The organism is Vibrio toranzoniae (assembly GCF_024347655.1).
In the GTDB taxonomy this organism is placed as follows: domain Bacteria; phylum Pseudomonadota; class Gammaproteobacteria; order Enterobacterales; family Vibrionaceae; genus Vibrio; species Vibrio toranzoniae.
In genome coordinates this window covers 2,320,423-2,343,056 of the sequence record NZ_AP025514.1, presented here as the reverse complement: position 1 = coordinate 2,343,056, position 22,634 = coordinate 2,320,423, and the positions used below count along the sequence as shown (strand labels likewise).

Sequence of the window (22,634 nt, the reverse complement as noted above, 5' to 3'; positions counted from 1 at the left end):
GATGTCTCTATATAAATGAAAAGCGTACACACTCTATAATGGTATGTACGCTTTTTTGTTCCCGAAGCTTCAAGGTGTGAACTCAGAAGTGGCGTTGTCTAAAATTAATCGGCCAGCTTGTCAGGTATTACAGAGTAAGATTAGAGCTCTGTCATGAATGTGCCAGCCGGTTTTATTGGTAGATACTTAGCATAAAATGCTTCGTACTCTGCTTCTGGGTTTAGGTCACTGAATACGTCTGGGTACATGATTTTTGCATAAAATTGAATCAAGGATCCATCAATGATGGTACGGCAAGCACCGTGGTAAGCTGCGTACATACGATTATTTTTTACTGCAGAAATTGAAGACCAACCGATACGGTTTTTAAATCCTGCTAATCGTTCTTTTGCCAATGCAGACTTCACGCCTTCCCCCATGAGCATTGCGTCATCTGCACTGCCAGATTCATAGCCCGTCATTACAATCACATCTGGGTTAGCAGCGATGATTTGTTCTGGGTTTAATTTGCCCCACCACTCCACAAATGGAGAGGAGATGTTGTCACCCCCTGCCATTGTTGCGATAGCGCCCCACATGTTTTTACCAAATGTATAACCAACTTCATCAACACCAGAAGCGCCGTACTCGGTGTAAATTTTGGGCTTATCTAGGTTTGCTTTCGCTAATCGCTCGCCGATCATCTCAACATTCTTTTGATATTCATTGGCAATGATCTTTGCACGCTCTTGCTGACCAGTGATTTCACCAATTAGCTTCGTAGTCTGAACGTGGCGTTCAACGGTTTGCGCATTGTAATCTACGACAACAACGGCAATACCGGCATTCTTCATACGTTCAACGTCTGATGTCAGAGCTTTGAACTGCCAATCCGCAAGCATGACAACGTCTGGATTCAGGCTGATTACCTTCTCCATAGAAAAAGCGTTGGTATCTACGCGACCAATTTCTGGTATATCATCAAGCGATGGTCGATGTGTCACATACGCTTTCCAGCTCGCTGAGCGTGCCTGCCAAATGTACTTTGACATACCTACCACGTTGTCATAGGACGCTTCTGTGCCGATGGCCATGTAGTCTTCAGGGTAGAACCCCACAACAACTCGCTGAGCTGGCGAATCAAACGTCACCTCACGTCCAAGTACATCGGTTACGGTTGTTACTTCGGCAAATGACAGTGTGCTAATACATGTAGCAGCAAGTGTCAGTAAATATTTCAGCATCAACAAGGTTCCTTTTAGATTCAATGTGTGAGACGGCTCCAGATCCGTCTGTGGGAAGGTATATTAATTGTTTTGTTAATGATAATGCAACTAACTATCATTAATGATAATATCGCGTCCCTACCGCGAGTCCTTAGCCCGCCGTGTATCAACAATAAACAAAAACAAACTAGGTAATATGGCGTGCAATCCGAAGTATTAGAACAGCTCATCCAGCAACAGAGAAAAAGTGAAAAACGTCGATTTTGGGTTATCGGTGCTTTCTGTGTACTTATTCTGGCCACCTTTATTCTGGACATTATGACAGGTCCGTCTTTGCTCGATGCGACGAAAGTACTTCACTCTCTGTTCGAGTTCATCGGTTTGCCATACCAAGTCGAGCCGTCTACACAAATTATTGTGACCGAACTAAGACTGCCAATTGCAATAATGGCTATTGTTGTTGGTGGTGCTCTTGGTATGGGAGGAGCAGAGATGCAAACTTTGCTCAATAATACAATGGCGAGCCCTTATACGTTAGGTATGGCGGCAGCGGCTGGTTTTGGCGCCGCAATCACGTTGTATATGGGTTCATTCGGGTTAAGCAGCTACTACGCTGTTCCGCTGGGCGCATTTTTATGTTGTATGTTGTCTGCATGCTTTCTATTCTCGTTAGCGTCTACTCGTCATATTAGTTCCGGACAGCTAATTCTGGCTGGTATTGCCCTTTTGTTCTTGTTTCAATCGCTATTATCTCTGGTTCAGTTTGTTTCTTCGCCTGAACTTAGCCAACAGATTCTGTTCTGGTTGTTCGGTAGTCTGACAAAAGCAACTTGGAACACCGTCGCGGTTACGGCTGCTGTTGTTCTTATTGGCGGCGTGTTGTTGCTGAAAGATGCATGGAAGCTGACTGCACTTCGTTTGGGTGAAGAGCGTGCCAAAAGTGTGGGCGTAAACATCACTCGCTTGCGCTTCAAAACTTTATTTATTGTCGCGCTTATCACAGCCACGGTGACTAGTTTTGTAGGAATCATCGGCTTTGTTGGCATTGTTGCACCAAATATGGCGAAATCTATGGTGGGCGAAGATCAGCGATTCTATTTACCACTTTCTTTCTTGATTGGAGCTTTCCTGCTTTCTAGCGCATCTGTACTGTCAAAAACCATTGTTCCGGGCGCACTGTTTCCTATTGGTATCGTAACGGCAATCATTGGTGTGCCGTTCTTCTTCTGGCTGATCTTGGCGAAGAGAGGTTAATCATGTTAGTCGCGAACAAAGTAAACATTAAAATTGACACATTGACGCTTGCTAATAACTTTAGCTTTACGCTGGAGCCTGGTCAGGTTACTGCTGTTTTAGGGCCAAATGGCGCTGGTAAAAGCACCTTACTTAAGGCCATTTTTGGTGATGTGAATATGACAAGTGGATCGGTTTCTCATTACGATGACGAACTCGATACTAAGTTTCTATCATCATGGCGCGCCAAGTTGGGTTACATGCCTCAAGATATTGGTTTACAAGTGAGTTTGAGTGTCATCGAAGTCGTGCTAATGGGGCGATTAGATAGCTTAAGTTTACGCATCGATGACAAGCTTCTTGGTGAAGGGTTACAGATACTCAACAGTATTGGCATGGCGGATTTGGCAAACCGTAATGTGAGCTCTCTCAGCGGCGGTCAACGCCAAATGATCCTTTTCGCTCAAGCGATTATGCGCAACCCTCAGATTATGCTGCTAGATGAACCTGTTAGTGCTTTAGACTTACATCATCAACATGTATTACTCAATCACCTTGTTACCCAAACTCGCGCGAAAAATTATGTGAGTATAATGGTATTGCATGATCTCAACCTTGCAGCTCAATATGCCGATAACCTATTAGTGATAAAAAAGGGTGAATTAGTTAGTGTTGGCTCACCAAAAGACATCTTAACGACAGAGTTAGTCAAAGAGATTTATCAAGTTGAAGCGAAAGTCCATCACGACGAAGACGGTGTCCCATTCATAAGAACCATGAAAGCCAGTTAGTAAAACTCAGTACTCTGAAATTGATTAAATTTCACTAGATAGACGCTTCTCAAAAGTTATCTAGTCATACTTATGAATATGCGGTGTGTGCAATATACAGCAACGGATTAGCGTCCTAGCCTATCCGTTAACTCCGCATTACCATACAGCTGATGACTCTTTATTTTTATAACGTAACCTTGGTTAACCTACTCTCTGTTTCCATCGTAGTGACGGTATTCAAACACCTGACCTTTCTCGTTAAACGCATACACAGAATACTCGTCTTTCTTATCGCCATACTCCATGCCCGGCGAGCCCATTGGCATGCCTGGAACTGCCAAGCCAATCGCATTGCGTGGTGGATTTTCTAAAAAGGCTTTCACGTCTTCTGCTGGAATGTGCCCTTCAAATACGTAACCGTCGATCTCTGCCGTATGGCAAGAAGCCAACTCTGGCGTTACACCTAGCTTATGCTTGATAGGGTTCATGTCATCGTGGAGCTTCTCTGTAACATCGAACCCGGCATCACGCATATGCTCTGTCCATTCTGTGCAGCAGCCGCAGTATGGAGATTTGTGGTTTAGAACATCAGTAGCCAAAGCCTGTCCTGACATTGCAGCAAGTGCTGTAAGAGTCATTAATTTACGAATCATGGTTAACCTCGTGAATCTGGTTTTTTGTTGATATTAGAATGTGTGGGTTTGAACAATCTCAGCCTGTTGGCATTGCTCACTACCGTAATTGACGACATTGCCATCGCTGCGCCTGCAACGACTGGGCTTAGTAGAAATCCGAAAAATGGGTAGAGCACACCGGCCGCGATAGGAATACCAAGTGAGTTATAGATGAAGGCGCCAAACAGATTTTGCTTCATGTTTCTCACGGTCGCTTGAGACAGCTCGATAGCATTGCTCACAGAGAGTGGCGATGAGTTGAGGAGTGTCATTTGCGCACTTTCGATTGCCACGTCACTGCCGCTACCCATTGCGATGCCTATATCCGCCTGAGCAAGTGCTGGTGCATCGTTAATGCCATCTCCGACCATGGCAACACTCTTATATTGCTGTTGCAGTTGAACAATGTGTTGAGCTTTCTGCTCTGGAAGCACTTCTGAAATCACTTCGTCGATACCGACGTTTTTACCAATCGCTTGAGCAACTGAATCGTTGTCGCCCGTTAATAGCACGGTGTGAATTCCGGCAGATTTCAGTTGAGCTATAGCCTGTTTGCTATCCATTTTTAATGCGTCTGAAATGCCTAAGATGCCTTCCAGTTTTTGATCAATGACTACGAAGATTGGCGTCCACGCTTGTGTACGACAAAGCTCGATAAAGTCTGCGCCAATTTCAGTGTCAACATTGAGTTGGGCTAGATATTTAAGCGAGCCGACTTGAACGTGTTTGCCGTTAATGTTGGCTTGTACTCCAAGGCCTCGGTGGTTTTCGAAGTCGCTGTGTGGGAGTGCTGACACTTGCAAGTTCTCGGCATATTGGCAAACGGCTTTGGCAAGCGGGTGTTCTGAACCGACTTCAACGGAATAGGCGTAAGCCAGCAACTCTTGTTCTGATAGGTTGTGATAAAACGCCTGCTGAACGCTTGGTTTGCCTTGGGTTAACGTACCTGTTTTATCAAACACGACAGCATCGATTTTGCTGGCTGATTGCAACACATCAGCGTCTTTGATCAGAACGCCAAATTCAGCGGCTTTACCTACGCCGACAGTAATAGAGAGCGGAGTCGCTAGGCCTAAGGCACACGGACAAGCGATGATAAGCACGGTCGTCGATATCACAAGCATGTAACTGGCACTTGGTTGTGGGCCAACAAAAAACCAAATTAGGGCGGCAACCGCTGCGATCGCGACTACAACGGGTACGAACACGGCAGAAATAGAGTCGGCTAGTTTCGCAATCGCAGGTTTGCTGCTTTGTGCTTGGCGAACCATCTGGATGATGCGAGCCAACATGGTGCTTGAGCCAATACCTGTCGCTTCAATGATCAAGCTGCCATCACCATTAATGGTGCCTGCAGAAACGCCATCACTCACCGATTTAACGTTGGGAAGCGGTTCACCAGTCAACATCGATTCATCGATGTAAGACTCACCAGATACCACAACACCGTCAACAGGCACTTTTTCACCGGGTTTTACTCGTACTTGCATGCCGACCTGAATAGCTTCTACGGCAATGGTTTGTTCTTTGCCATCGACAATGACCACCGCTTTTTGAGGCTGTAAATTAATCAGTGCTTGTAGCGATTTTGTAGTGCGAGCTTTGGCTTTGGCTTCGATGTAGTGACCCAAAGATATAAGGCCAACAATCATGGCGCTGGCTTCAAAATAGACATGACGAGAGGCTTCAGGAAACCACGATGGAATAAGCACAACTAACATTGAGTAGAACCATGCGGCGCCAGTACCTAAAGCAACTAACGTATCCATGGTTGCACGTTTATGCATCAGAGATTGCCAAGCATTGGTGAAGAAGCTGCGACCTGAAGTGGCTAGCAGTACCAAACAGAGCACACCGACTAATCCCCAAGCCAGTTGATCGTTAAAAGTGGCAATGGTCATGCTGCCACCAAACAGACCCCACGCCATCAGCGGAGCACCGATAACCAGCGCGCTGACTGAGTTTCTAAGGAAGGATCGTTGAGTGCGAAGTTGTTGCTCTTGCTGTTTTTGTTGTTGTGTTGCCGCATCATCAACAAATTCGGCGCCATAACCTGCGGCTTTAACGGACGCTATTAGATCATTTTCGATGATGTCACGTGTCTTAGAGGTGAAAACTAAAACCGTTTGCTCGGCGAGGTTGATTTGAGCTTGGTCGACGAACTCATTCTTTTTTAGCGCTTTTTCGACTGAAGAAACACAACTCGCACACGTCATCCCCTCAAGAACAAGGTGATAAGTATATTGACTCGTAACGGGTTCAGTTGGCGTCGACTCTGCAGGCGTTGGTTTTGTATCTTCTTCTGAGCCTGAAGTCGATAAAAGCTCATTAGCTTCAGAGTAGGGAGTCGCGTGATAACCCACGTTTTCGATCAGCGCAATAACCTCGGATTCAGAAAGCAGAGTAACTAACGACAATTCATGCTTGCTGACTTCTAGGTTTGAGGCTTGCTCAGTGTGTTCAAGCGCTTGAGTCAGTTTGTTCACGCACTTACCGCAGCTAAGGCCAGATAGCGAAAGGTGCAGTTCATTGCCCATGCTATAACCAAGCGTCGCAAGTTGTTCGTTGAGTTGAATGTAACTAGAAGGAGTCGAAATATCGATGTATGACGGCGATATATCATTGATCGTCGTATTGTCGAGAACGCCAAACAGTGTGCGAACTTTCTTCGCACAACCCATGCAATTTAAGCCGTTGAGCGCGGTTGTGTAGTGGTTCATATCGATACTCCAATTCTCATCTACGCCTAACATAAACCTTCCCGTAAGGGTAAGGTCAAACATAAATTCAAGAATTTGATCTTAGTGGTGCATTAGCTGGTGGATTCAATTTTGGAATGGGAGAGGGGAATAAAGGATCCGTAGCTATAATCTACTGGTTAAGACAATAGTTTTGCTACTTTGAAGGCAGAATTCGGCTTTCTATAATCGCTTTCGTACAACAACAGCACATTAATCATTCACTACTGATTGTAGATTTAAGCGGTGGTGATAAAATAGCGCCCAAAATTTAGTGATATTTGGCCATTACAGGCTTTGTAATTGGCGCCACTAAAAGAATCACCTACATAATCAAGGTATTTAAATGACGGTTAAAACTCGTTTTGCTCCTAGCCCAACTGGCTATCTTCACGTTGGTGGTGCACGTACTGCACTTTACTCTTGGCTATTCGCTAAAAACCAAGGCGGTGAATTCGTTCTACGTATCGAAGACACAGACCTTGAGCGTAACTCTCAAGAAGCGGTTGATGCAATTCTAGAAGGCATGCAATGGATGGGTATGGAATGGGATGAAGGTCCTTACTACCAATCTAAGCGTTTTGACCGTTATAACGAAATGGTTGATAAGCTACTTGCTGAAGACAAAGCATTCAAATGTTATGCATCTAAAGAGACACTAGACGAAATTCGTGCAGAGCAAGAAGAAAACAAAGAAATGGCTCGTTACGATGCGAACCACCCTAAAATTGTTGCAGCAAACGAAGCAGCAAAAGAAGGCGATGCGTGCGTTATCCGTTTCCGTAATCCTAAAGAGGGTAGCGTCGTATTTGATGATCAAATCCGTGGTCGCATTGAAATCGCTAACAGCCAACTTGATGACCTAATCATTCGTCGTACAGACGGCGCTCCTACTTATAACTTCGTCGTGGTAGTGGATGACTGGGATATGGGGATTACACACGTTGTTCGTGGTGAAGACCACATCAACAACACACCTCGTCAAATCAACATCTATGAAGCACTAGGCGCGCCAGTTCCAACGTTCGCTCACTGTGCAATGATTCTAGGTGATGACGGTGCGAAACTTTCTAAGCGTCACGGTGCTGTATCTGTAATGCAATACCGCGACGAAGGTTACCTACCAAATGCGCTGAACAACTACCTAGTTCGTTTAGGTTGGTCTCACGGTGACCAAGAGATCTTCTCTCAAGAAGAGATGATTGAGTTCTTCAGCCTAAAAGCAATCAGCAAGTCTGCATCTGCATTCAACACTGACAAGCTACTTTGGTTGAACAACCACTACATTAAGACTTCTGAGCCTGAGTACGTTGCAAAATACCTGCAATGGCACCTAGACGCACAGAAGATCGATACAACAAACGGCCCAGCGATCACTGAAGTGATCAAGCTAGTTGGCGAGCGTTGTAACACACTTATCGAACTTGCTGAGCAATCTCGTTACTTCTACGAAGATTTCTCTGAGTTTGAAGCTGGCGCAGCTAAGAAGCACCTACGTGGTGTTGCTAAAGGTCCACTAGAGCTTGCTCTTGCTAAGGTTGAAGCTCTTGAAGATTTCACTACAGCAAACATCAAAGACGGTGTGATTGCTGCTGTATGTGAAGAGCTAGAGATCGGCATGGGTAAAATCGGTATGCCACTTCGCGTAGCAGTAACAGGCGGCGGTCAGTCTCCTTCTGTTGATGCAGTGATGGAGCTTGTTGGTAAAGAGCGCGTAATCGCTCGCATCAAGATGGCTCTTGAGTTCATCGCTGAGCGTGAAGCTAACGCATAATTTAATAAGCGTTTGCTAGATTAGAAAAGGGTCAGTAACTTGGTTACTGACCCTTTTTATTTGTTTGGAGTTTTATCTAGCTAAGCCCAAATTCTCTTGAAGATGATCGAAGTGTTGATTCCGCCAAAAGCAAAGTTGTTACTCATCAGATATTCAACATCCAATTCACGACCTGAACCTGTGATGTAATCAAGCTTACCGCAGCGTTCGTCGATATTCTCAAGGTTTAAGGTAGGGTTGAACCAACCTGAATGCATCATTTCTAGGCTTAACCAAGCTTCAATCGCCCCACACGCACCAAGCGTATGACCAAAGTAGCTTTTCAATGAGCTGATTGGCACTTCGCCAAAAATGTTCGCGGTGGCATTACTTTCTGCAATATCACCTTTCTCAGTCGCAGTGCCGTGCGCAGAAACATAACCGATTTTTTCTGCCGGAAGCTGCGCATCTTTCAGTGCATTTTCCATACAGATTTGCATGGTTTCCATCTGAGGTTGGGTCACATGAGCGGCATCGCAGTTGCTGGCAAAACCGATGATCTCAGCGTAGATCTTTGCGCCACGATCAACGGCATGTTCATACTCTTCAAGAACAAGCGTGCCGGCACCTTCACCAATAACTAAGCCATCACGCTCGCTGTCGTAAGGGCTAGGGGATTTTTCTGGCGTGTCGTTTTTTAGACTGGTAGCAAAAAGGGTATCGAAAACGGCAGACTCAGTTGGGCATAGCTCTTCACCGCCACCAGCAACCATCACGGTTTGGTAGCCGTGTTTGATTGCTTCATAGGCGTAACCAATTGCTTGGCTTCCTGAAGTACAGGCACTGCTGGTGGGAATCACGCGGCCGCGTAGGCCAAAGAACAGTCCTACGTTTACCGCAGCGGTGTGTGGCATCATTTGAACATAGGTGGTTGCTGTGATTGCTCGTGTCGATTTCTCATTCAGCATCACACCGAACGCGCCAACGGCATCAGTACTGCCAGTGGAAGAACCGTAAGCAATACCTGTTTCGCCATTGGTTAAGATGTCGTGACCAATCAGCCCTGCTTGCTCTAGTGCATTTTCTGACGCAACGGTGGCTAGGCGAGATACACGACCCATGCCACGTACTTGCTTACGTTTATAGTGTTTAGGAAGTTGGAAGTCATCAATAGGCGCGGCGAGTTTAGTGTTGAGGCCATCATACTGCTCGAAGCTTGGCATATATTGAGTCGCATTTTTACACGCTTTCAATTTTGGTTCGATGTGCTGCCAATCATTACCAAAGGCAGTAACACCAGACATGCCTGTTACAACAACGCGGCGGGTCATACTAAGCCTCCATTCACTGAAATCACTTGGCGAGTAACATAGCCCGCAATATCTGACATTAGGTAACTGACTAGGCCTGCCACTTCTTCTGGTTCACCCATACGGCGCAGTGGTACTTGAGGAAGCGCGTGATCTTTCACGTGCTCATCAACCATGCCGGTATCAATTAAGCCTGGAGCGACACAGTTTACCGTGATCTTACGTTTTGCTAGCTCTAAAGCCAGAGACTTAGTCGCGCCAATCACGCCCGCTTTTGCTGCGGCATAGTTGGTTTGACCGCGATTACCCATGATGCCGGATACCGACGCCAGAGTAACGATTCGACCGCCTTTGCGTTTTTGAACCATTGGCATCACGCACGGGTGAAGTACGTTGTAGAAGCTGTCGAGGTTGGTATGGATAACGCCATCCCACTCTTCTTCCGTCATGGCTGGGAATGCTGTATCACGAGTAATTCCGGCATTATTTACAACACCATAGTAAGCGCCATGCTCGGCAATATCAGACTCAAGTTTTTCGCGACACTCGCTGCGGTTGCTGATATCAAATTGGATAAGACGTCCAGCGCCACCCAATTCGGTAATCGACTTTAATGTGTCTTCAGCACCTTGCTTGTCACCCATGAAATGAACGGCGATTTCAAATCCGTCTTTCGCGAGTTGAATAGCGATCGCTTTACCAATGCCTTTGCTGGCTCCGGTGACTAAAACCTGACGGGTCATGATGGGCTCCTAGTTTTCATTTCTTGTAATTTTTGTTCGGTTGGCACGTAGACGTTGAGTTGGCATTGAGCCACTAACTCGCCTTGGTCTTCGACTCTGGCGGTAAACACGGCCATACCGCTGTCTTCCATAAGCTGTTCAGCGTAGATATCAAGGGTCTGACCTTGAATAAACTCATCACACAGTGATTTATAACGACGAGAGCCGAGTAAGAATCCGATTGGAGGAGTGGTACCGTTTTTAAGTGCGTGATATCCAGACCATGCCGCGACAGACTGCGCCATAAATTCGATGCCAACATAAGCTGGTACCGTTTGAGATTCGGCGTCAAAGAACAGATTATGGTCATCAATATCGACCTGACAGTGGATCGACAACGCCTCTATGCTAATCGCACGATCGATTAAAATCATCGGATCATCGTGTGGGAGAAGTTGCTCTATAGAAGGGAGTTCAGTCATTTACTACACCAAAAATCAGGCTAATGTTGTTGCCACCAAAAGCAAACGAGTTGCTTAAGATGTTCTTTACTTTAAGTTTCTGCGAACAGTTTACCAAATCAATCTCAATATCTTCAGCTTTATCCTGACATTTTTGTAAGGGAAGCGGTAAGTCATATTTCAAAATATGCCATGCAATTGCAGCCTCAATCGCACTTGCCGCTCCTAGAGTATGCCCGGTGAGCGGCTTGGTTGAGCTAACGGGAACCTTGTTTGCAAAAATACGATGAATGGCTTTGCTTTCCATTGAATCATTAAGTGGTGTCGCAGTGCCGTGAGCATTAATGTAACCGATGTCTTCTGCTTGTAAGTTAGCAGAATTTAACGCTTTTCTAATGGCTTGCTCAGCGCCATTCCCTTCAGGGTGAGGTGCTGAAATATGGTGTGCATCAGAGCTATCCCCACAGCCTAATAGAGCAATGCTTGATGTGTTTGGGGTTGTATTGGTAGCATTCAGTTTTGCTTTGCTGAGCAACATAAACGCCGCTGCTTCACCTATGTTGATGCCATCTCTAGTGGCACTAAATGGCTGACAATGTGTGGTCGAAAGGGCTTCAAGACCATGAAAACCATTGAGCGTCAGCCTACACAGTGTATCCACACCACCCACTAACACAGCATCAGCCATGCCTGAATCTAGCAAACGTTGGGCAGTGAGAAATACACGGCCACTTGATGAGCAGGCGGTAGATATCACATAGCTTGGTCCTGTTAATGCACAATGTTGGCTAACAAATTCAGAGGTATTGCCTAACTCTTGTTTCGAGTAGTGGTAATGCTCAGGAAATTCACCGTGTGCCAGTTTATGTTTGAATGCTGCCTCACCGTCCGAAATCCCCGAAGTGCTGGTGCCGATAACCACTGCAATTCTATCTGCGCCAAATTGTGACTTTGCCTGCTCGATAGAGTCTTCAATTTGATTAAGAGCCGACAGTGCCAGCTGATTGTTGCGAGTGGTATATTGCGCTTGAGCTGGTGGTATGTCTGGTAGCTCACTTGCGATTTTGCCAACGACAGTGTGCTTGCCGTCGTTCAGCATATCGCTCACTTCAACCATGTTTGATTCACGTTCGTCTTTGAGGCAGCCATGAATGTCAGCAATACTTGAGCCTAACGCTGAGTGGAAACCACAGTCTTGGATATAAATAGGCATAGTGTTTAGCTCTTACTTGGGTTATCGACAATCGTTGAGTTCAACGTTTGTATGGTGATGTTGTAGCCTTGGGTCAAATGTTTGAAGACAATATTGCCTGCCGTTTTGTGTGCACCGGGGGCGGCTTGATAATCAATTCGAATGATTGCCTGTTGGTTGTCATCAAACACGGTGCGACTGTTGTCTGTGTCGACCAAGTGCCAGCCGATACTTTGCAGAGGCTGAGCCCACGCTTCGACCGGCCATAGAGTCAGCATTAAATTAAATAGCACCTGTTCGGGCTGCGGTAATGTTGCCCCAAGGCCAGATAGCACTTGCGTATCAATCGCTTGGTTTTGGTATTGCAGCGATAGGATGCGCGTTCCCCAAGAAGAGAAACCCGCTAAAACGACCTTCTCGGGGGTGACTTCAACTTGAACAGGCAGTTGCTGGGTATCGTCTTGCCATGTTGCGCTGATCAACTGGCTCGCGGTAAATGAGTATCCCAGTTCAGCAGGCAGCGGCAAGGCTAGCTCTGTGTCTTTGTCGATTGCGACACTTGCGCCTGTTGGCTGTTGAGACACCATCGAACAAGCGCTGAGTAGTAAGCCCAATCCAACGGCGAGCGCTATCTTGATTGTTTTGTTCATCTAAAAGCCTCGCGAGGTTTAGTTTTTTCTGTGGCTTGTTCGCTGTTGATTGCGAGTGGGGAAAGCAGCCACGCTACAAAAATACCAGTTAGCACGGTAATACCGAAGCTATGAATAGCATGAGTCTGACTCAACGACAGTAAGCCGAATGAAAGCAATGTTGTGAGACCAGATAAGGTGATCGCCAATAAGGTGCTTAGTGACTTCTTCTGTTCAGCAAAGAACAGGGTGTAGTCGATACCAATCCCTAAAATCAGAATCAAACCAAGCAGATTAAACAGGTTCAGTGTTGAGCCTAAAGCCCCAGTCACCGCTAAACCCGCTACGCCTGCAATCAATGACGGCAGCAGCATCAACAGACTTTGTTTCACGCCATAGCGCCAAACTAACACCATGCCAATAGCCGCAAACGCTATCAATAATAGCTCGGTAATCTTAACTCGGTATTCAGCAAACAGAGATGAGATCTCATCGGCTTTATTGAGGTACTTCACGCCTTGTTGTTGAGCAAAGCTTGAATCGAGCCATTGAGAGAACAGCTCTGAATTGGTGACATCCTTGATCATGATAACCGACGCTGCTTGGTTATTGATTGGTTTTAACCAAAGAGGGCGAATCGGCTCGGATACCGGAGATGCCAAAAACTCATCCAGTGTGATGGGGTGGTATTTTGGTAGCTCTGGGAAGCTCGACCAACCGAGTGTGGTTTGTAAGGTCGCGCTTTGGTTAGCGTAGAGCTGCTTAACCAACTGATAGTTTTCGTGTTGCTCTTGCTCACTTGGCAGATGCTGATTGACGCTGCGATAGCCAGAGATGCCCTGCTGATCGACCAACGAATCTAATTCCGAGCTGATCAACGCTAATTTGTTCAGTAACGTCTGATTGCTGTTCGCCGTCACCAATAGCATGTTCTGAGCACTACCTAGTCCTGAGATCTCAGAGATGGCTTGCTCTTGTTGTTTAAGCTCGTCAGGCATCGCTTGTAGCTGGCGGATATCGTCGTCATAACGAACTTGGCTGATTGACGCCAAACTCACCACGGTCACTACTAAAGGTAAGCCGATTTTAAACTTGGGTTTACTCCACAAGTTTAGCCATGTGCACCAAAGGCTAGCCAACGGAAGTGCACGCTCTTGGCTTGGCTTGAAGGCTAATACTGGATACCAACACACCACACTGGCATACGCGGCAATAAGCCCGATCGATGAAAACAGAGCGAGTTGCTGTAGACCTGGGAAGGGTGCAACCAGCAACCCTAGGTAGCCGATCAGGCTGGTGATTAAACCTAGAGTGATCGCAATGAAGATATGTTTTAGGCCTTTATCGCTCTGCCACTCGCTTCCTGCTGCCAAACGGTCAGTGAGGTAATGAAAGGAGTAATCGATGGATACACCAATTAAGCTTGCGCCAAACACCAAGCTAAATAGGTGGACTTTACCGAAGATGGCGACGGTGCTCGCCAGTGCGACTAATAATCCCGTGCTGATTGAGAGTAAAGACAAAGCAAGTGGCAGCGCGCTACGAAACGTCAGCCATACCAATAAAATTACGCCAGCCAATGAGCCTAAGCCAATGGTGCTGATTTCAGACTTCGCACTTTGAGTACCGTAATTGGCATAGAAAACCACGCCAGTATGCTGAACTTTGACGTCAAATTGCTTCTCAATTTTTCGCTCTAAAGCGTCTAATACAGGAAGTTGTTCTTGAATCGCTAAGCTATAAGGAGAGCCAGCTAACGTCGCGGTAACAAGAATGTGTGATTGATCTTGTGATTGTGCGGTTAGATAACCTTCATTAATCCCAAAGTTACTAGAACGGGTGCCAACCTCGCTTATATAGTCACGAAATAACAGGAACGGGTCTAAGGTTAACTCGGTCGCTGTCACGCCTGAAAAAGGGTTGTACAAGGATTGAATCACATATTGAGCACGTGATTCTGGTGCATGAGTTAATGTTTCTTTCTGTTGTTCGGTCAGCAATTGAGCGCGATGACGAAAATAGAAGTCACTCCATTGGCTTTGTGTGCTGGCGTTGATCTTGCCTTGAACATGCTTGAAGAGTACTGAATTGTCAGAAAAGGCATCTTGATTGAGTGATGTCTCAAAGGCTTGGGTTGCCGCCATGGTGCTCTTGATATCGGAGCCACTCAAGATGAATACTACTTGCTCACTCATCGAGTTGGAAATCTGCTGAAAAGCTTGTTCAACCATAGGATCTTGCTGATTCTCAGGTAGCAATTTCATGATGTTGCTTTCGATAGGCACTGAAGAAGAAAAAGCGAACTGTTTGATCAACAGTCCGCTAAACAGCACCACGACAATTAGCCAGACAAGGGCAAGCTTAGAGTTGAAATTGTTGCGCTTCGGCATCTGATAATACTTCCGGTTGATTGCTTAGCTGGCTGAATTCGATCACCGTGCTGTCTCCACGAATCTCTTTTAGCTCGATTCGCTCAATATCACTGTTGCCTTGTAGCGTGATGGCTTCAAATACCGCATTCATTGGTGCACTTTTTGGCGTTAGGATAAGCGTCCATGAATTGTTGCCTGTTTTCTCGTCTGGGCTTTGTATTGTTGCAGCCTCGAACGACAGAGAGAATTGTTCTTGAAGTTTTTGTGTATCACCGTGGAACACTGATAGGAAAATATGGCTGAAATAAAACGCCATTGGGTTTTCTTTATCGGTGATGATTTTAGCGGGTTGGTCGGCAAACCTTTGGCTCAATTTGTTGTCGGTGAGCACCAAGTTCACCGGAAACGGTGACGTTTGCGTCCAAAGTAGGCCACTTGATTTGTCTAACAGGAATGTACCTTGTGACGTCAAAGGTTGGGCAAACATTTCCATATTGCGTGTTTGAGTAAACTCGCCACGAACAATGTTATTTTCGCTGAGCACCGTTTGCAGCTCTGAAATAAAACCGACGGGAGCGGTGTTCTGATTCGCGGTAGCAAGGTCACTCGACATCATCGCAGCGAGTCCTAACAGCAAGACGCTGATGTGTTTACGACTGCGTTTAAACAGACTCATGATTCACCTGTTGTGGGTTAGAGGCTTGGGATTGATGTTCAGTTAGGGGCAAGCACCCGAATTGGTGCCAATGCTCGACTTTATCAGTAAACACTTTCGGTGAAGCGAAGCACATCTCTTGCTCTTCAATGGTCACTGCAACCTGCATGGTGTGTGCTCGTGTCATGCGAGCGCCTGTGTTGGCATCGTGAATTTCGTAATCAACGCGCAGACGGTTTTCCCATTCAGTCAACTTAGCCGATACCTTGATCTGATGATTAAACGGTATCGCTTTGATGTATTTCACGCGGGTATCGATGATAGGCCACATGTAGCCAGAATCCTTCATCTCATGATAGTTGTACTCAATCTTATCCATCATGATGCGTCTTACTTCTTCAAAAAATCGGAAGTAGTTGCCGTGATAGATCACGCCCATCGGGTCGGCATCTTGGAATGAGGTGATAAGTGTCACCTCAGATTGTAACGGATGAAGGATTTCAGACATAAATCGCTCTCAACAATATTGCGTAAAGGGTTGGTTACTATATGAACTTAGCTACTTTATGAGGTTAACTACTCCATGAGTAAAGTTCTTTTAATAAAGTGACCAATGCTGACTTTGAATACGAGAAATAAAGTGGCGTAGATCGCCTTCCAGCGGACGGTCCTCGACTATAAACTCAAACTCTTTCAGTACTTCGTCGCGAATGTGCTTGAGGTTTTCACTCATGTGGTGCTCATCAAGCTCATTGTGGCGTTTACGAAGCTCAAGCGCTTGCGTACCAGCCAGTAGTGACGCTGCTGCTACTTGTTCGGTTAGCTCTAGAACACGTAAACAGTCGCGAGCAGCAATGGTGCCCATGCTCACTTTGTCTTGGTTGTGACACTCAGTTGAGCGAGAGAATACGCTTGCAGGCATAGTATGTTTCAATGCTTCTGCTGTCCAAGCTGACACGCCGATTTGTACTGCCTTGAAGCCGTGGTTGATTGGCTTACGTTCGCCTTCTGCACCCGTTAGGTTAAATGGCAAACCGTTGTTGAATTTGTAATCCATCAGCTGTGCCATTTGGCGATCAAGCAGGTCAGCAAGGTTGGCTACGGCTGTTTTTAGCGTATCCATCGCCATGGCGATATGGCCACCGTAGAAGTGTCCACCGTGCAGTACTCGCTCATTGTCGCCATCGATAATTGGGTTATCGTTGGCGCTGTTTAGCTCGTTCTCGATCATCTGGCGAAGCCAAGGCAGAGAGTCTTGAACCACACCGATAACATGTGGCGCACAGCGCAGAGAGTATCGATCTTGTAGGCGATCACTGTTACGTGGCGGGCGATCCGCTTGTAGATCATCACGTAGCCATGCCGCAACTTGTTGTTGACCTGGATGAGGTTTCACTGCGAATAGCGCTTCATCGAAGTGGAAGTCATTGCCGTGCATACCAACAGATACCATAGCGGTGATCTTGGTCGATAGTTGAGCTAGATATTCCGCGCGCTTGTAAGCGATACAAGCTAATGCCGTCATCACAGATGTACCATTCATCAATGCCAAGCCTTCTTTCGGCTTAAGCTTGATAGGGCTAATGCCTAGCTCTTTGTAGACATCGCTGGTTGGGCGCACTTCACCTTTGTAGATGACATCACGCTCACCAATCAGTGCAGCTGCTAAGTAAGATAGAGGTGTCAAGTCGCCACTGGCACCTACCGATCCTTCTTGAGGAATACGCGGTGAGATGTCTTGGTTGATCAGGGTTACGATCTGGTTAAGTAGATCGTGAGTCACACCAGAAACGCCTTGTGATAGCGAACAGAGACGAGTTGCAAGTACTGCGCGCGCTTGCTCGTGAGACAGTATTTCACCCAAGCCACAACCGTGGAAGCGAGTTAGGTGAAGAGGCAGTTCATCGACAAGGCTTGGCGGAATCGCAACCGTACAAGAGTCACCGTAACCTGTCGTTACGCCGTAAATTACGCCTTCTTCTTTGAGTAGGCGTTCTAAGAAAGCGACACCACGGTCGATCTTAGATGTGAATGCTTCACTTGAGTTCATCGAGGCTTTTGCGCCTTGTGAGATAGCGACAACATCCTCAATCGTGAGGCGTTCGGCACCAAAGGTGATGCTATTTGGATTCTTTTTCGTCATGGTGCTTGCTCAATGTCCAAAAATTAAAAAAGTTGTACCACTGAAGCGGTGCTTTCAGTGTGTAGTGCTGAAGTCGGTCTGCGTATTGTTGAACGACTTGCTTCAAAGATTGTTCGCGTGTCTTTCTAGGTAGTTCGATTCTGTCGCTAAAATGCTCGAAATAGACATTAAAGTGCGGCTTTGCTTGTGAGTTGTCACGTAAGCCAAACAGCAAAAATACGGGTGCTTTGAGAACCGAGGCTAACATAAATGGTCCTTGAGGGAACGGCGCTTCCTTACCCAAGAACTCTGCCCATACCGAGCGGCTCTCTTTGCTGGTGGAAGTTCTATCACCAACAATCACGATCCACTCACCTTGCTCCAACTTTTGCTGCAATAAGATAGCCGTATCAGGCCCCATCGAGGTCACTTGAATCAAGTTTAAGTCAGACTGCGGGTTCACGGCTTTCATAACCGAGTTAAAACGCTCAGCGTGTTCTGTAAAAACCAAAGCATTGATTTTGATGTTCGAGTGTCTGCGACCTAAAGCGCGGCACAGTTCGATATTGCCAAGATGAGAACCCAGAATCAGCACACCTTGTTGGTTGGCTACCATGCTTTCGAATTGGTCTTGGCCATGAATCGTCAGGTTATCTGCCGAGAAGTCACCTTTCCATGCGGCTAACTTATCTAGCATAGTATGGCCAAACGAAAGCAGATGGTTATAACTGGTTAACTCAGCGGGTAACTCGATATTCTGTTGCTCTGCGTACGCCTTTAGCTGGAACAAGTATTGCTCAGAAGCGTTTCGTGCGCGTTTGCCCGTTAAGTGGTAGTAACGCATCACACCGCGTAAAATGAGGTTAAAGACACCGCGACCTAATAGGGTATACACGGCCAATAGTAGCTTGATGCCGAGTACGGTGCCGCGTTCTTGAGTGCGAGACCAATGGGGTTGTTCTGAAGCTTGTGGTTCTGAATCAATCGATAAACTTTGGTTATTATCAGCTGAATCGGATTTGAAATGGCGAGCAATCAATTTTGGTGCTCTTGGCAGCATGCCGAAAAACAGTCGTGTGTGCATCCAGCTGATTTTTACGTTATCCCACAGCGCATCGAAATGAGAGACGCCATTTTCTGGGTAGATGACGCGTGTTTTAACGAAATCAATGTCACAACCTTCCCAATATAAGCGAACCAGAATCTCGATATCGAAGTCCATTCTAGAGCCAACATCGTATTTGTTGAGTACCGCTTGTGTTTGATTGATCGGGTACGCTCTAAAGCCACACATGCTGTCTTTAATTGATAAAGAAAGGGTTTCTATCCATACCCAAATGTGTGTCGCGTAGCGCCCGTAAAGCCTTGCCTTAGGCACACTCTCGTCGTAGATAGGTCGGCCTGATATCAGGTGTCGTGGCTTAGCTTGTGAGGCCTCAATCAATGTCGGCAAGGCTTCAAGGTCGTGTTGTCCATCAGCATCTATCTGAATGGTGTGGCTAAAGCCGATCTCTTGTGCTTTTTTGATCCCCGCTTTTACTGCGCCGCCTTTGCCTTGGTTCTGTTCAAGTGTCACCAAGGTTACGTTTGAATTCTCTGCTAGGGGAGCCAGAAACTGTTTGGTCGCGAGTTCACTGCCATCATCAACAATAATAATTGGTAGTTCAAATTCAAGGAGTGATGAGACGACTTCGGGCATGGTTGCACCATGGTTAAAGCACGGTATAAGGAAGCAAGCCTTGTAGCTGCTTTCTTTTGTTTGGTCTTGAGTAGCCTCGACGGGAGCGCTATTCACTTTTCTCTCCCAGCTTCATTTTGCCTGAAGAGTGGGTCTGTTCACCGTTGTTTGAGGTGTAACTGAAGCTCAGCTTGTTTTTGTCAGTATCCCATTTGAGTGATAGCTGAATTGTTGCATCAGGCAGGATAGGCTCTTGGAACTTGATGACTTCCATGCCTTTAAAGAAACCAGGGACGTTTAGCTCTTGGACAGCGTAGTGAAGTGCCCAATCAATTTGCGTGACGCCGGGGAGAATAGGAAAGCGTTTGAAGTGTCCCTTAAAATCGGTGATGTCTGCGCTAACATTGAGTGTCAGGGTCGATTCATTCTCTACCGTGTCTACAGCAATGATGTTTGGTTTTCTTTTATCCATAGGGCGTGCTTAGAATCCTTGGGCAAATATTGGTTCTTTGACAAAAATATAAAAAGATAATCTCAGTGTAAAATACGATCAGCGGTTTCTATGATTTTATTAGCTGTTCTATGTGAGATGTTAATCGCTTACCTTGGCTGTTGAGGGGGATCTCATCGACAACACGGTATTTTCTTGGGATAGCGATCGGTTCTAACCACTTTCTGAGTTCAGAACGCAGCATCAACCAGAACTTACCTCTGCTCATGGTGGCGAGAGTTGCTTGGCCTTCCTCTGATAATACTAAAACAGAGGCTAAGATTAAGCGATCAGGCTCTTCAAACGGAATCACCACACACTCGCTTATCCAAGGCTGTTGTTCTAATCGTTTTTCTACTTCTACCAGTGATACTCGTTTTTCTTCAATCTTAATGACTCGATCGGTGCGGCCTTTCAATATGAATTGATTCTCCGAGACCATTTCACACTCATCAGCGGTCTGATACCAGTTGTTTTTATCGATGTAGGGCGACAATAACTTAATGCAATTCTCACTGTTGAGACTAGCCTCAATGCAGTCAAAAAGTTGCCAAGGCGTTTGAGCGCTTTCTTGTTGGCGAAAGGCGATGCCTCCGGTCTCTGTGCTGCCAAACACCTCGATAGGTAAATGACCAAGTAGATCTCGTGACTGGTGAGCCGACTCGGTAGGCAGTGGACCACCCGAAGAGAAAACACCAGCAAGTTGCGCGGTTTTGCTCTCGTGTTTTAATCGTTTGAGCAAAGCAGGGCTACTGATCAGTACACAATTTTTATTGGCGTGGGACAGAATCTGTTCTGGGTATTCAAGATTATTTCTCGCGAATGGAATGCCAGAACAGAGCGGCCATAAGATGCGAAACAACAAACCATAGATATGTTGATGAGAAACTGTACTTTGGATTCGGTTACCCTTGAGTAACTCTCCCCAGTTTTTAGCTAGCTGAGCCGTCTCAATGTCTAGGTGCTCTAAGGTTTTATCTATAGCTTTGGGCGTACCACTCGAACCTGAAGTAAACAAGGTCAAGTGGGTTGATGCCAAATCCATGGTCGTCAGATTATCGGTTAGAGGCTTTTGTACTTCGGTGTTGGAGTTTAATAAGGTTTGGATATTGCGAACGTCACTCACCTCAACTTCGCCAATCGAGTTATCAACTAGCAGGCAATCAAACTGTTCACTTAACTCAGCAAGCGCACAAGGCTGGTAGTTGCCCGGTAAGATGATGTGTTTGCTGGCTGCTGCACACGCCAGAAATGCCACCGAAAATAGGTAGCTGTCCTGGGTACAAATCGCAACTCGTTGAAAAGGGGATGAAGATAAAAGGTGTACGAGTTGAGATAAGTCGTCGTTAAAGGTTTGCCACGTAATCTTGCTATTGTCGTCAAAGCAGACAATAGATTCAGGGGCTCTTTTTTGACTGAGAAGGTCAGACAACGAGATGTAAGGTACGGTTTGGGTCATAACAATTTAACTCTGACGAATACGCTGTCTTACCACCCATTCTCCTGCAAAGAGTAACCCTGCGAACATATAGCTGAGTAAGCCGTTGTATAGGGTCCATATTTCAAGAGGTTGGAAGCAGGTATAAAGGGCAATAGAGCCATTGATAACAAAGAATAAGCACCAAATCTTAGTGACTTTTCGTGTGTAATCAATCCCACTTTGCGGAAGTTCAGGCTCTTGAAGTCGAGCAAGGCGTTCGATAATCGTTTGAGGTTGCCATAGGCTTGAAGCAAATACAGCCAACATACAAACATTAACGATAACGGGATAATAGGTTAACCAACCATGCTGTTTAAAGGTTAAACCTAAGGCCAACAGAACAATTCCAGCACTTCCGCTGATCCAAGCTAGGTGTTTTAGCTCTTTGATTTTAGCCTGACCAGCAGAGAAAATGCGGACAGCAAAAATAGCGGCTAAGACGATACCAACGGTTTGTAGGCCAAACTTGTTGAGTCCAAAGTAAACCGCTATTGGATAAGTGAAAAGTATGATTGCCGACAGTAAAGTCAGCAGAGAACGCATTACGCGTCCTTCAATAGTTCAATCACAGACTCAACAACGTCATTAACGGTGCGTACTGCTTTGAACTCTTCAGGTTTGATCTTCTTACCGGTAACATTTTGTAGGTGAACGACCAAATCAACCGCATCAATGCTGTCTAGGTCGAGATCTAGATAAAGATGAGCTTCAGGCGTGATATCTTCAGCATCAAGCTCGAACAGCTCAATAAGCGCATCTTTAACCTGGTTGTATACTTCTTGTTGGTTAGCTTGTGTCATAAAGATCTGTCTAGTTGTTCGTTTGAGATGAGATGTAGTTTGCTAGGTTTTCTACCGATGCAAAATGCTGGCGAGTGTTTGAGTCGTCGGCATCAATAACAATGTTGTACTTCTTCTTGATAGCAAGGCCAAGTTCAAGTGCATCGATAGAGTCTAGTCCCAGTCCATCACCAAATAGTGGAGCTTCTGTTTCAATCTCATCAATGCTCATGTCTTCAAGGTTCAATGCGTCGATGATCAGTTGTTTCAGTTCGTTGTGTAATGTTTCCACTTTGGCCTACTTAGTACTTTATCTAAATGCTGCTTTAAGGGAGGCGATTCTACATTATGCGAGGTATTTTCCAAAT

At 45.9% G+C, this 22,634-nt stretch carries 20 protein-coding genes and 1 pseudogene; 3 read left to right on the top strand and 18 right to left on the bottom strand.

Features of this window, described 5'->3' with window-relative positions; translation table 11 throughout:
- Positions 1–140 precede the first annotated feature (140 nt).
- Positions 141–1,223 carry an ABC transporter substrate-binding protein gene (locus OCU50_RS10435; RefSeq protein ID WP_060467257.1) on the bottom strand — a complete coding sequence of 361 codons (1,083 nt, stop codon included), beginning with the start codon at positions 1,221–1,223 and terminating at the stop codon, positions 141–143.
- 183 nt (positions 1,224–1,406) lie between these two features.
- Between OCU50_RS10435 and OCU50_RS10430 the strand changes: the two genes are divergently transcribed.
- Positions 1,407–2,459: a FecCD family ABC transporter permease gene (locus OCU50_RS10430; RefSeq protein WP_060467258.1), complete on the top strand. Its 1,053-nt coding sequence runs from the start codon at positions 1,407–1,409 to the stop codon at positions 2,457–2,459.
- 2 nt (positions 2,460–2,461) lie between these two features.
- Positions 2,462–3,229 carry an ABC transporter ATP-binding protein gene (locus tag OCU50_RS10425; protein WP_060467259.1) on the top strand — a complete coding sequence of 256 codons (768 nt, stop codon included), beginning with the start codon at positions 2,462–2,464 and terminating at the stop codon, positions 3,227–3,229.
- Positions 3,230–3,417: 188 nt separating this feature from the next.
- Here OCU50_RS10425 and OCU50_RS10420 read toward each other — a convergent pair whose 3' ends face one another.
- Complete coding sequence (locus tag OCU50_RS10420) at positions 3,418–3,864, bottom strand: DUF411 domain-containing protein (protein ID WP_060467260.1); 447 nt, start codon at positions 3,862–3,864, stop codon at positions 3,418–3,420.
- Positions 3,854–6,668 (bottom strand): annotated as a pseudogene (locus OCU50_RS10415) (heavy metal translocating P-type ATPase). The gene OCU50_RS10420 and the pseudogene OCU50_RS10415 overlap by 11 nt, the downstream one beginning before the upstream one ends.
- Positions 6,669–6,969: 301 nt before the next feature.
- Here OCU50_RS10415 and gltX point away from each other — a divergent pair.
- The gene (gene gltX / locus OCU50_RS10410) at positions 6,970–8,397 is read left to right on the top strand and encodes a glutamate--tRNA ligase (RefSeq protein ID WP_017056821.1); all 1,428 of its coding nucleotides are present in this window, start codon (positions 6,970–6,972) and stop codon (positions 8,395–8,397) included.
- Positions 8,398–8,477: 80 nt separating this feature from the next.
- Here gltX and OCU50_RS10405 read toward each other — a convergent pair whose 3' ends face one another.
- The 15 genes from OCU50_RS10405 to OCU50_RS10335 all read right to left on the bottom strand — a co-directional run bounded on the left by OCU50_RS10405 (position 8,478) and on the right by OCU50_RS10335 (position 22,558).
- Entirely contained in the window at positions 8,478–9,707 is a 1,230-nt protein-coding gene (locus tag OCU50_RS10405) for a beta-ketoacyl-ACP synthase (protein ID WP_060467261.1), read from the bottom strand.
- Complete coding sequence (locus tag OCU50_RS10400; protein WP_060467262.1) at positions 9,704–10,429, bottom strand: 3-ketoacyl-ACP reductase FabG2; 726 nt, start codon at positions 10,427–10,429, stop codon at positions 9,704–9,706. The genes OCU50_RS10405 and OCU50_RS10400 overlap by 4 nt, the downstream gene beginning before the upstream one ends.
- Complete coding sequence (locus OCU50_RS10395; RefSeq protein ID WP_060467263.1) at positions 10,426–10,890, bottom strand: hotdog family protein; 465 nt, start codon at positions 10,888–10,890, stop codon at positions 10,426–10,428. The genes OCU50_RS10400 and OCU50_RS10395 overlap by 4 nt, the downstream gene beginning before the upstream one ends.
- Positions 10,883–12,082, bottom strand: a complete 1,200-nt coding sequence (locus tag OCU50_RS10390; protein WP_060467264.1) for a beta-ketoacyl-[acyl-carrier-protein] synthase family protein — start codon at positions 12,080–12,082, stop codon at positions 10,883–10,885. The genes OCU50_RS10395 and OCU50_RS10390 overlap by 8 nt, the downstream gene beginning before the upstream one ends.
- A gap of 5 nt (positions 12,083–12,087) precedes the next feature.
- Positions 12,088–12,711, bottom strand: coding sequence for a DUF3261 domain-containing protein (locus OCU50_RS10385; RefSeq protein ID WP_060467265.1), 624 nt, complete (start codon positions 12,709–12,711; stop codon positions 12,088–12,090).
- Positions 12,708–15,080 carry an MMPL family transporter gene (locus OCU50_RS10380; protein WP_060467266.1) on the bottom strand — a complete coding sequence of 791 codons (2,373 nt, stop codon included), beginning with the start codon at positions 15,078–15,080 and terminating at the stop codon, positions 12,708–12,710. Before OCU50_RS10380 ends, OCU50_RS10385 begins: the two co-directional genes overlap by 4 nt.
- Positions 15,052–15,738: a LolA family protein gene (locus OCU50_RS10375; RefSeq protein WP_060467267.1), complete on the bottom strand. Its 687-nt coding sequence runs from the start codon at positions 15,736–15,738 to the stop codon at positions 15,052–15,054. The genes OCU50_RS10380 and OCU50_RS10375 overlap by 29 nt, the downstream gene beginning before the upstream one ends.
- Positions 15,725–16,225: an acyl-CoA thioesterase gene (locus OCU50_RS10370; protein ID WP_060467268.1), complete on the bottom strand. Its 501-nt coding sequence runs from the start codon at positions 16,223–16,225 to the stop codon at positions 15,725–15,727. The genes OCU50_RS10375 and OCU50_RS10370 overlap by 14 nt, the downstream gene beginning before the upstream one ends.
- Before the next feature lie 90 nt (positions 16,226–16,315).
- Positions 16,316–17,860, bottom strand: a complete 1,545-nt coding sequence (locus OCU50_RS10365) for an HAL/PAL/TAL family ammonia-lyase (protein ID WP_060467269.1) — start codon at positions 17,858–17,860, stop codon at positions 16,316–16,318.
- On the bottom strand, positions 17,838–19,634 hold the full coding sequence (locus tag OCU50_RS10360; RefSeq protein WP_060467270.1) for a glycosyltransferase family 2 protein: 1,797 nt from the start codon (positions 19,632–19,634) through the stop codon (positions 17,838–17,840). The genes OCU50_RS10365 and OCU50_RS10360 overlap by 23 nt, the downstream gene beginning before the upstream one ends.
- The gene (locus tag OCU50_RS10355; RefSeq protein WP_060467271.1) at positions 19,627–19,989 is read right to left on the bottom strand and encodes an ApeI family dehydratase; all 363 of its coding nucleotides are present in this window, start codon (positions 19,987–19,989) and stop codon (positions 19,627–19,629) included. The genes OCU50_RS10360 and OCU50_RS10355 overlap by 8 nt, the downstream gene beginning before the upstream one ends.
- A gap of 88 nt (positions 19,990–20,077) precedes the next feature.
- The gene (locus OCU50_RS10350; RefSeq protein WP_060467272.1) at positions 20,078–21,466 is read right to left on the bottom strand and encodes an AMP-binding protein; all 1,389 of its coding nucleotides are present in this window, start codon (positions 21,464–21,466) and stop codon (positions 20,078–20,080) included.
- Between the two features lie 6 nt (positions 21,467–21,472).
- A complete protein-coding gene (locus OCU50_RS10345) occupies positions 21,473–22,030 on the bottom strand; it encodes a COG4648 family protein (protein ID WP_017056834.1) in 558 nt (185 codons plus the stop codon).
- Positions 22,030–22,287 carry an acyl carrier protein gene (locus OCU50_RS10340; RefSeq protein ID WP_017056835.1) on the bottom strand — a complete coding sequence of 86 codons (258 nt, stop codon included), beginning with the start codon at positions 22,285–22,287 and terminating at the stop codon, positions 22,030–22,032. The genes OCU50_RS10345 and OCU50_RS10340 overlap by 1 nt, the downstream gene beginning before the upstream one ends.
- 10 nt (positions 22,288–22,297) lie before the next feature.
- Complete coding sequence (locus OCU50_RS10335) at positions 22,298–22,558, bottom strand: phosphopantetheine-binding protein (protein ID WP_004736154.1); 261 nt, start codon at positions 22,556–22,558, stop codon at positions 22,298–22,300.
- Between the last annotated feature and the right edge of the window lie 76 nt (positions 22,559–22,634).

Bases quoted from the DNA above. Each gene is read 5' to 3' on its own strand.
- OCU50_RS10400 (WP_060467262.1), bottom strand. From the start codon at position 10,429: ATGACCCGTCAGGTTTTAGTCACCGGAGCCAGCAAAGGCATTGGTAAA.
- OCU50_RS10420 (WP_060467260.1), bottom strand. From the start codon at position 3,864: ATGATTCGTAAATTAATGACTCTTACAGCACTTGCTGCAATGTCAGGA.
- OCU50_RS10375 (WP_060467267.1), bottom strand. From the start codon at position 15,738: ATGAGTCTGTTTAAACGCAGTCGTAAACACATCAGCGTCTTGCTGTTA.
- OCU50_RS10365 (WP_060467269.1), bottom strand. From the start codon at position 17,860: ATGACGAAAAAGAATCCAAATAGCATCACCTTTGGTGCCGAACGCCTC.
- OCU50_RS10435 (WP_060467257.1), bottom strand. From the start codon at position 1,223: ATGCTGAAATATTTACTGACACTTGCTGCTACATGTATTAGCACACTG.
- OCU50_RS10370 (WP_060467268.1), bottom strand. From the start codon at position 16,225: ATGTCTGAAATCCTTCATCCGTTACAATCTGAGGTGACACTTATCACC.
- OCU50_RS10425 (WP_060467259.1), top strand. From the start codon at position 2,462: ATGTTAGTCGCGAACAAAGTAAACATTAAAATTGACACATTGACGCTT.
- OCU50_RS10390 (WP_060467264.1), bottom strand. From the start codon at position 12,082: ATGCCTATTTATATCCAAGACTGTGGTTTCCACTCAGCGTTAGGCTCA.
- OCU50_RS10385 (WP_060467265.1), bottom strand. From the start codon at position 12,711: ATGAACAAAACAATCAAGATAGCGCTCGCCGTTGGATTGGGCTTACTA.
- OCU50_RS10345 (WP_017056834.1), bottom strand. From the start codon at position 22,030: ATGCGTTCTCTGCTGACTTTACTGTCGGCAATCATACTTTTCACTTAT.
- OCU50_RS10350 (WP_060467272.1), bottom strand. From the start codon at position 21,466: ATGACCCAAACCGTACCTTACATCTCGTTGTCTGACCTTCTCAGTCAA.
- OCU50_RS10355 (WP_060467271.1), bottom strand. From the start codon at position 19,989: ATGGATAAAAGAAAACCAAACATCATTGCTGTAGACACGGTAGAGAAT.
- OCU50_RS10340 (WP_017056835.1), bottom strand. From the start codon at position 22,287: ATGACACAAGCTAACCAACAAGAAGTATACAACCAGGTTAAAGATGCG.
- OCU50_RS10380 (WP_060467266.1), bottom strand. From the start codon at position 15,080: ATGCCGAAGCGCAACAATTTCAACTCTAAGCTTGCCCTTGTCTGGCTA.
- OCU50_RS10405 (WP_060467261.1), bottom strand. From the start codon at position 9,707: ATGACCCGCCGCGTTGTTGTAACAGGCATGTCTGGTGTTACTGCCTTT.
- gltX (WP_017056821.1), top strand. From the start codon at position 6,970: ATGACGGTTAAAACTCGTTTTGCTCCTAGCCCAACTGGCTATCTTCAC.
- OCU50_RS10395 (WP_060467263.1), bottom strand. From the start codon at position 10,890: ATGACTGAACTCCCTTCTATAGAGCAACTTCTCCCACACGATGATCCG.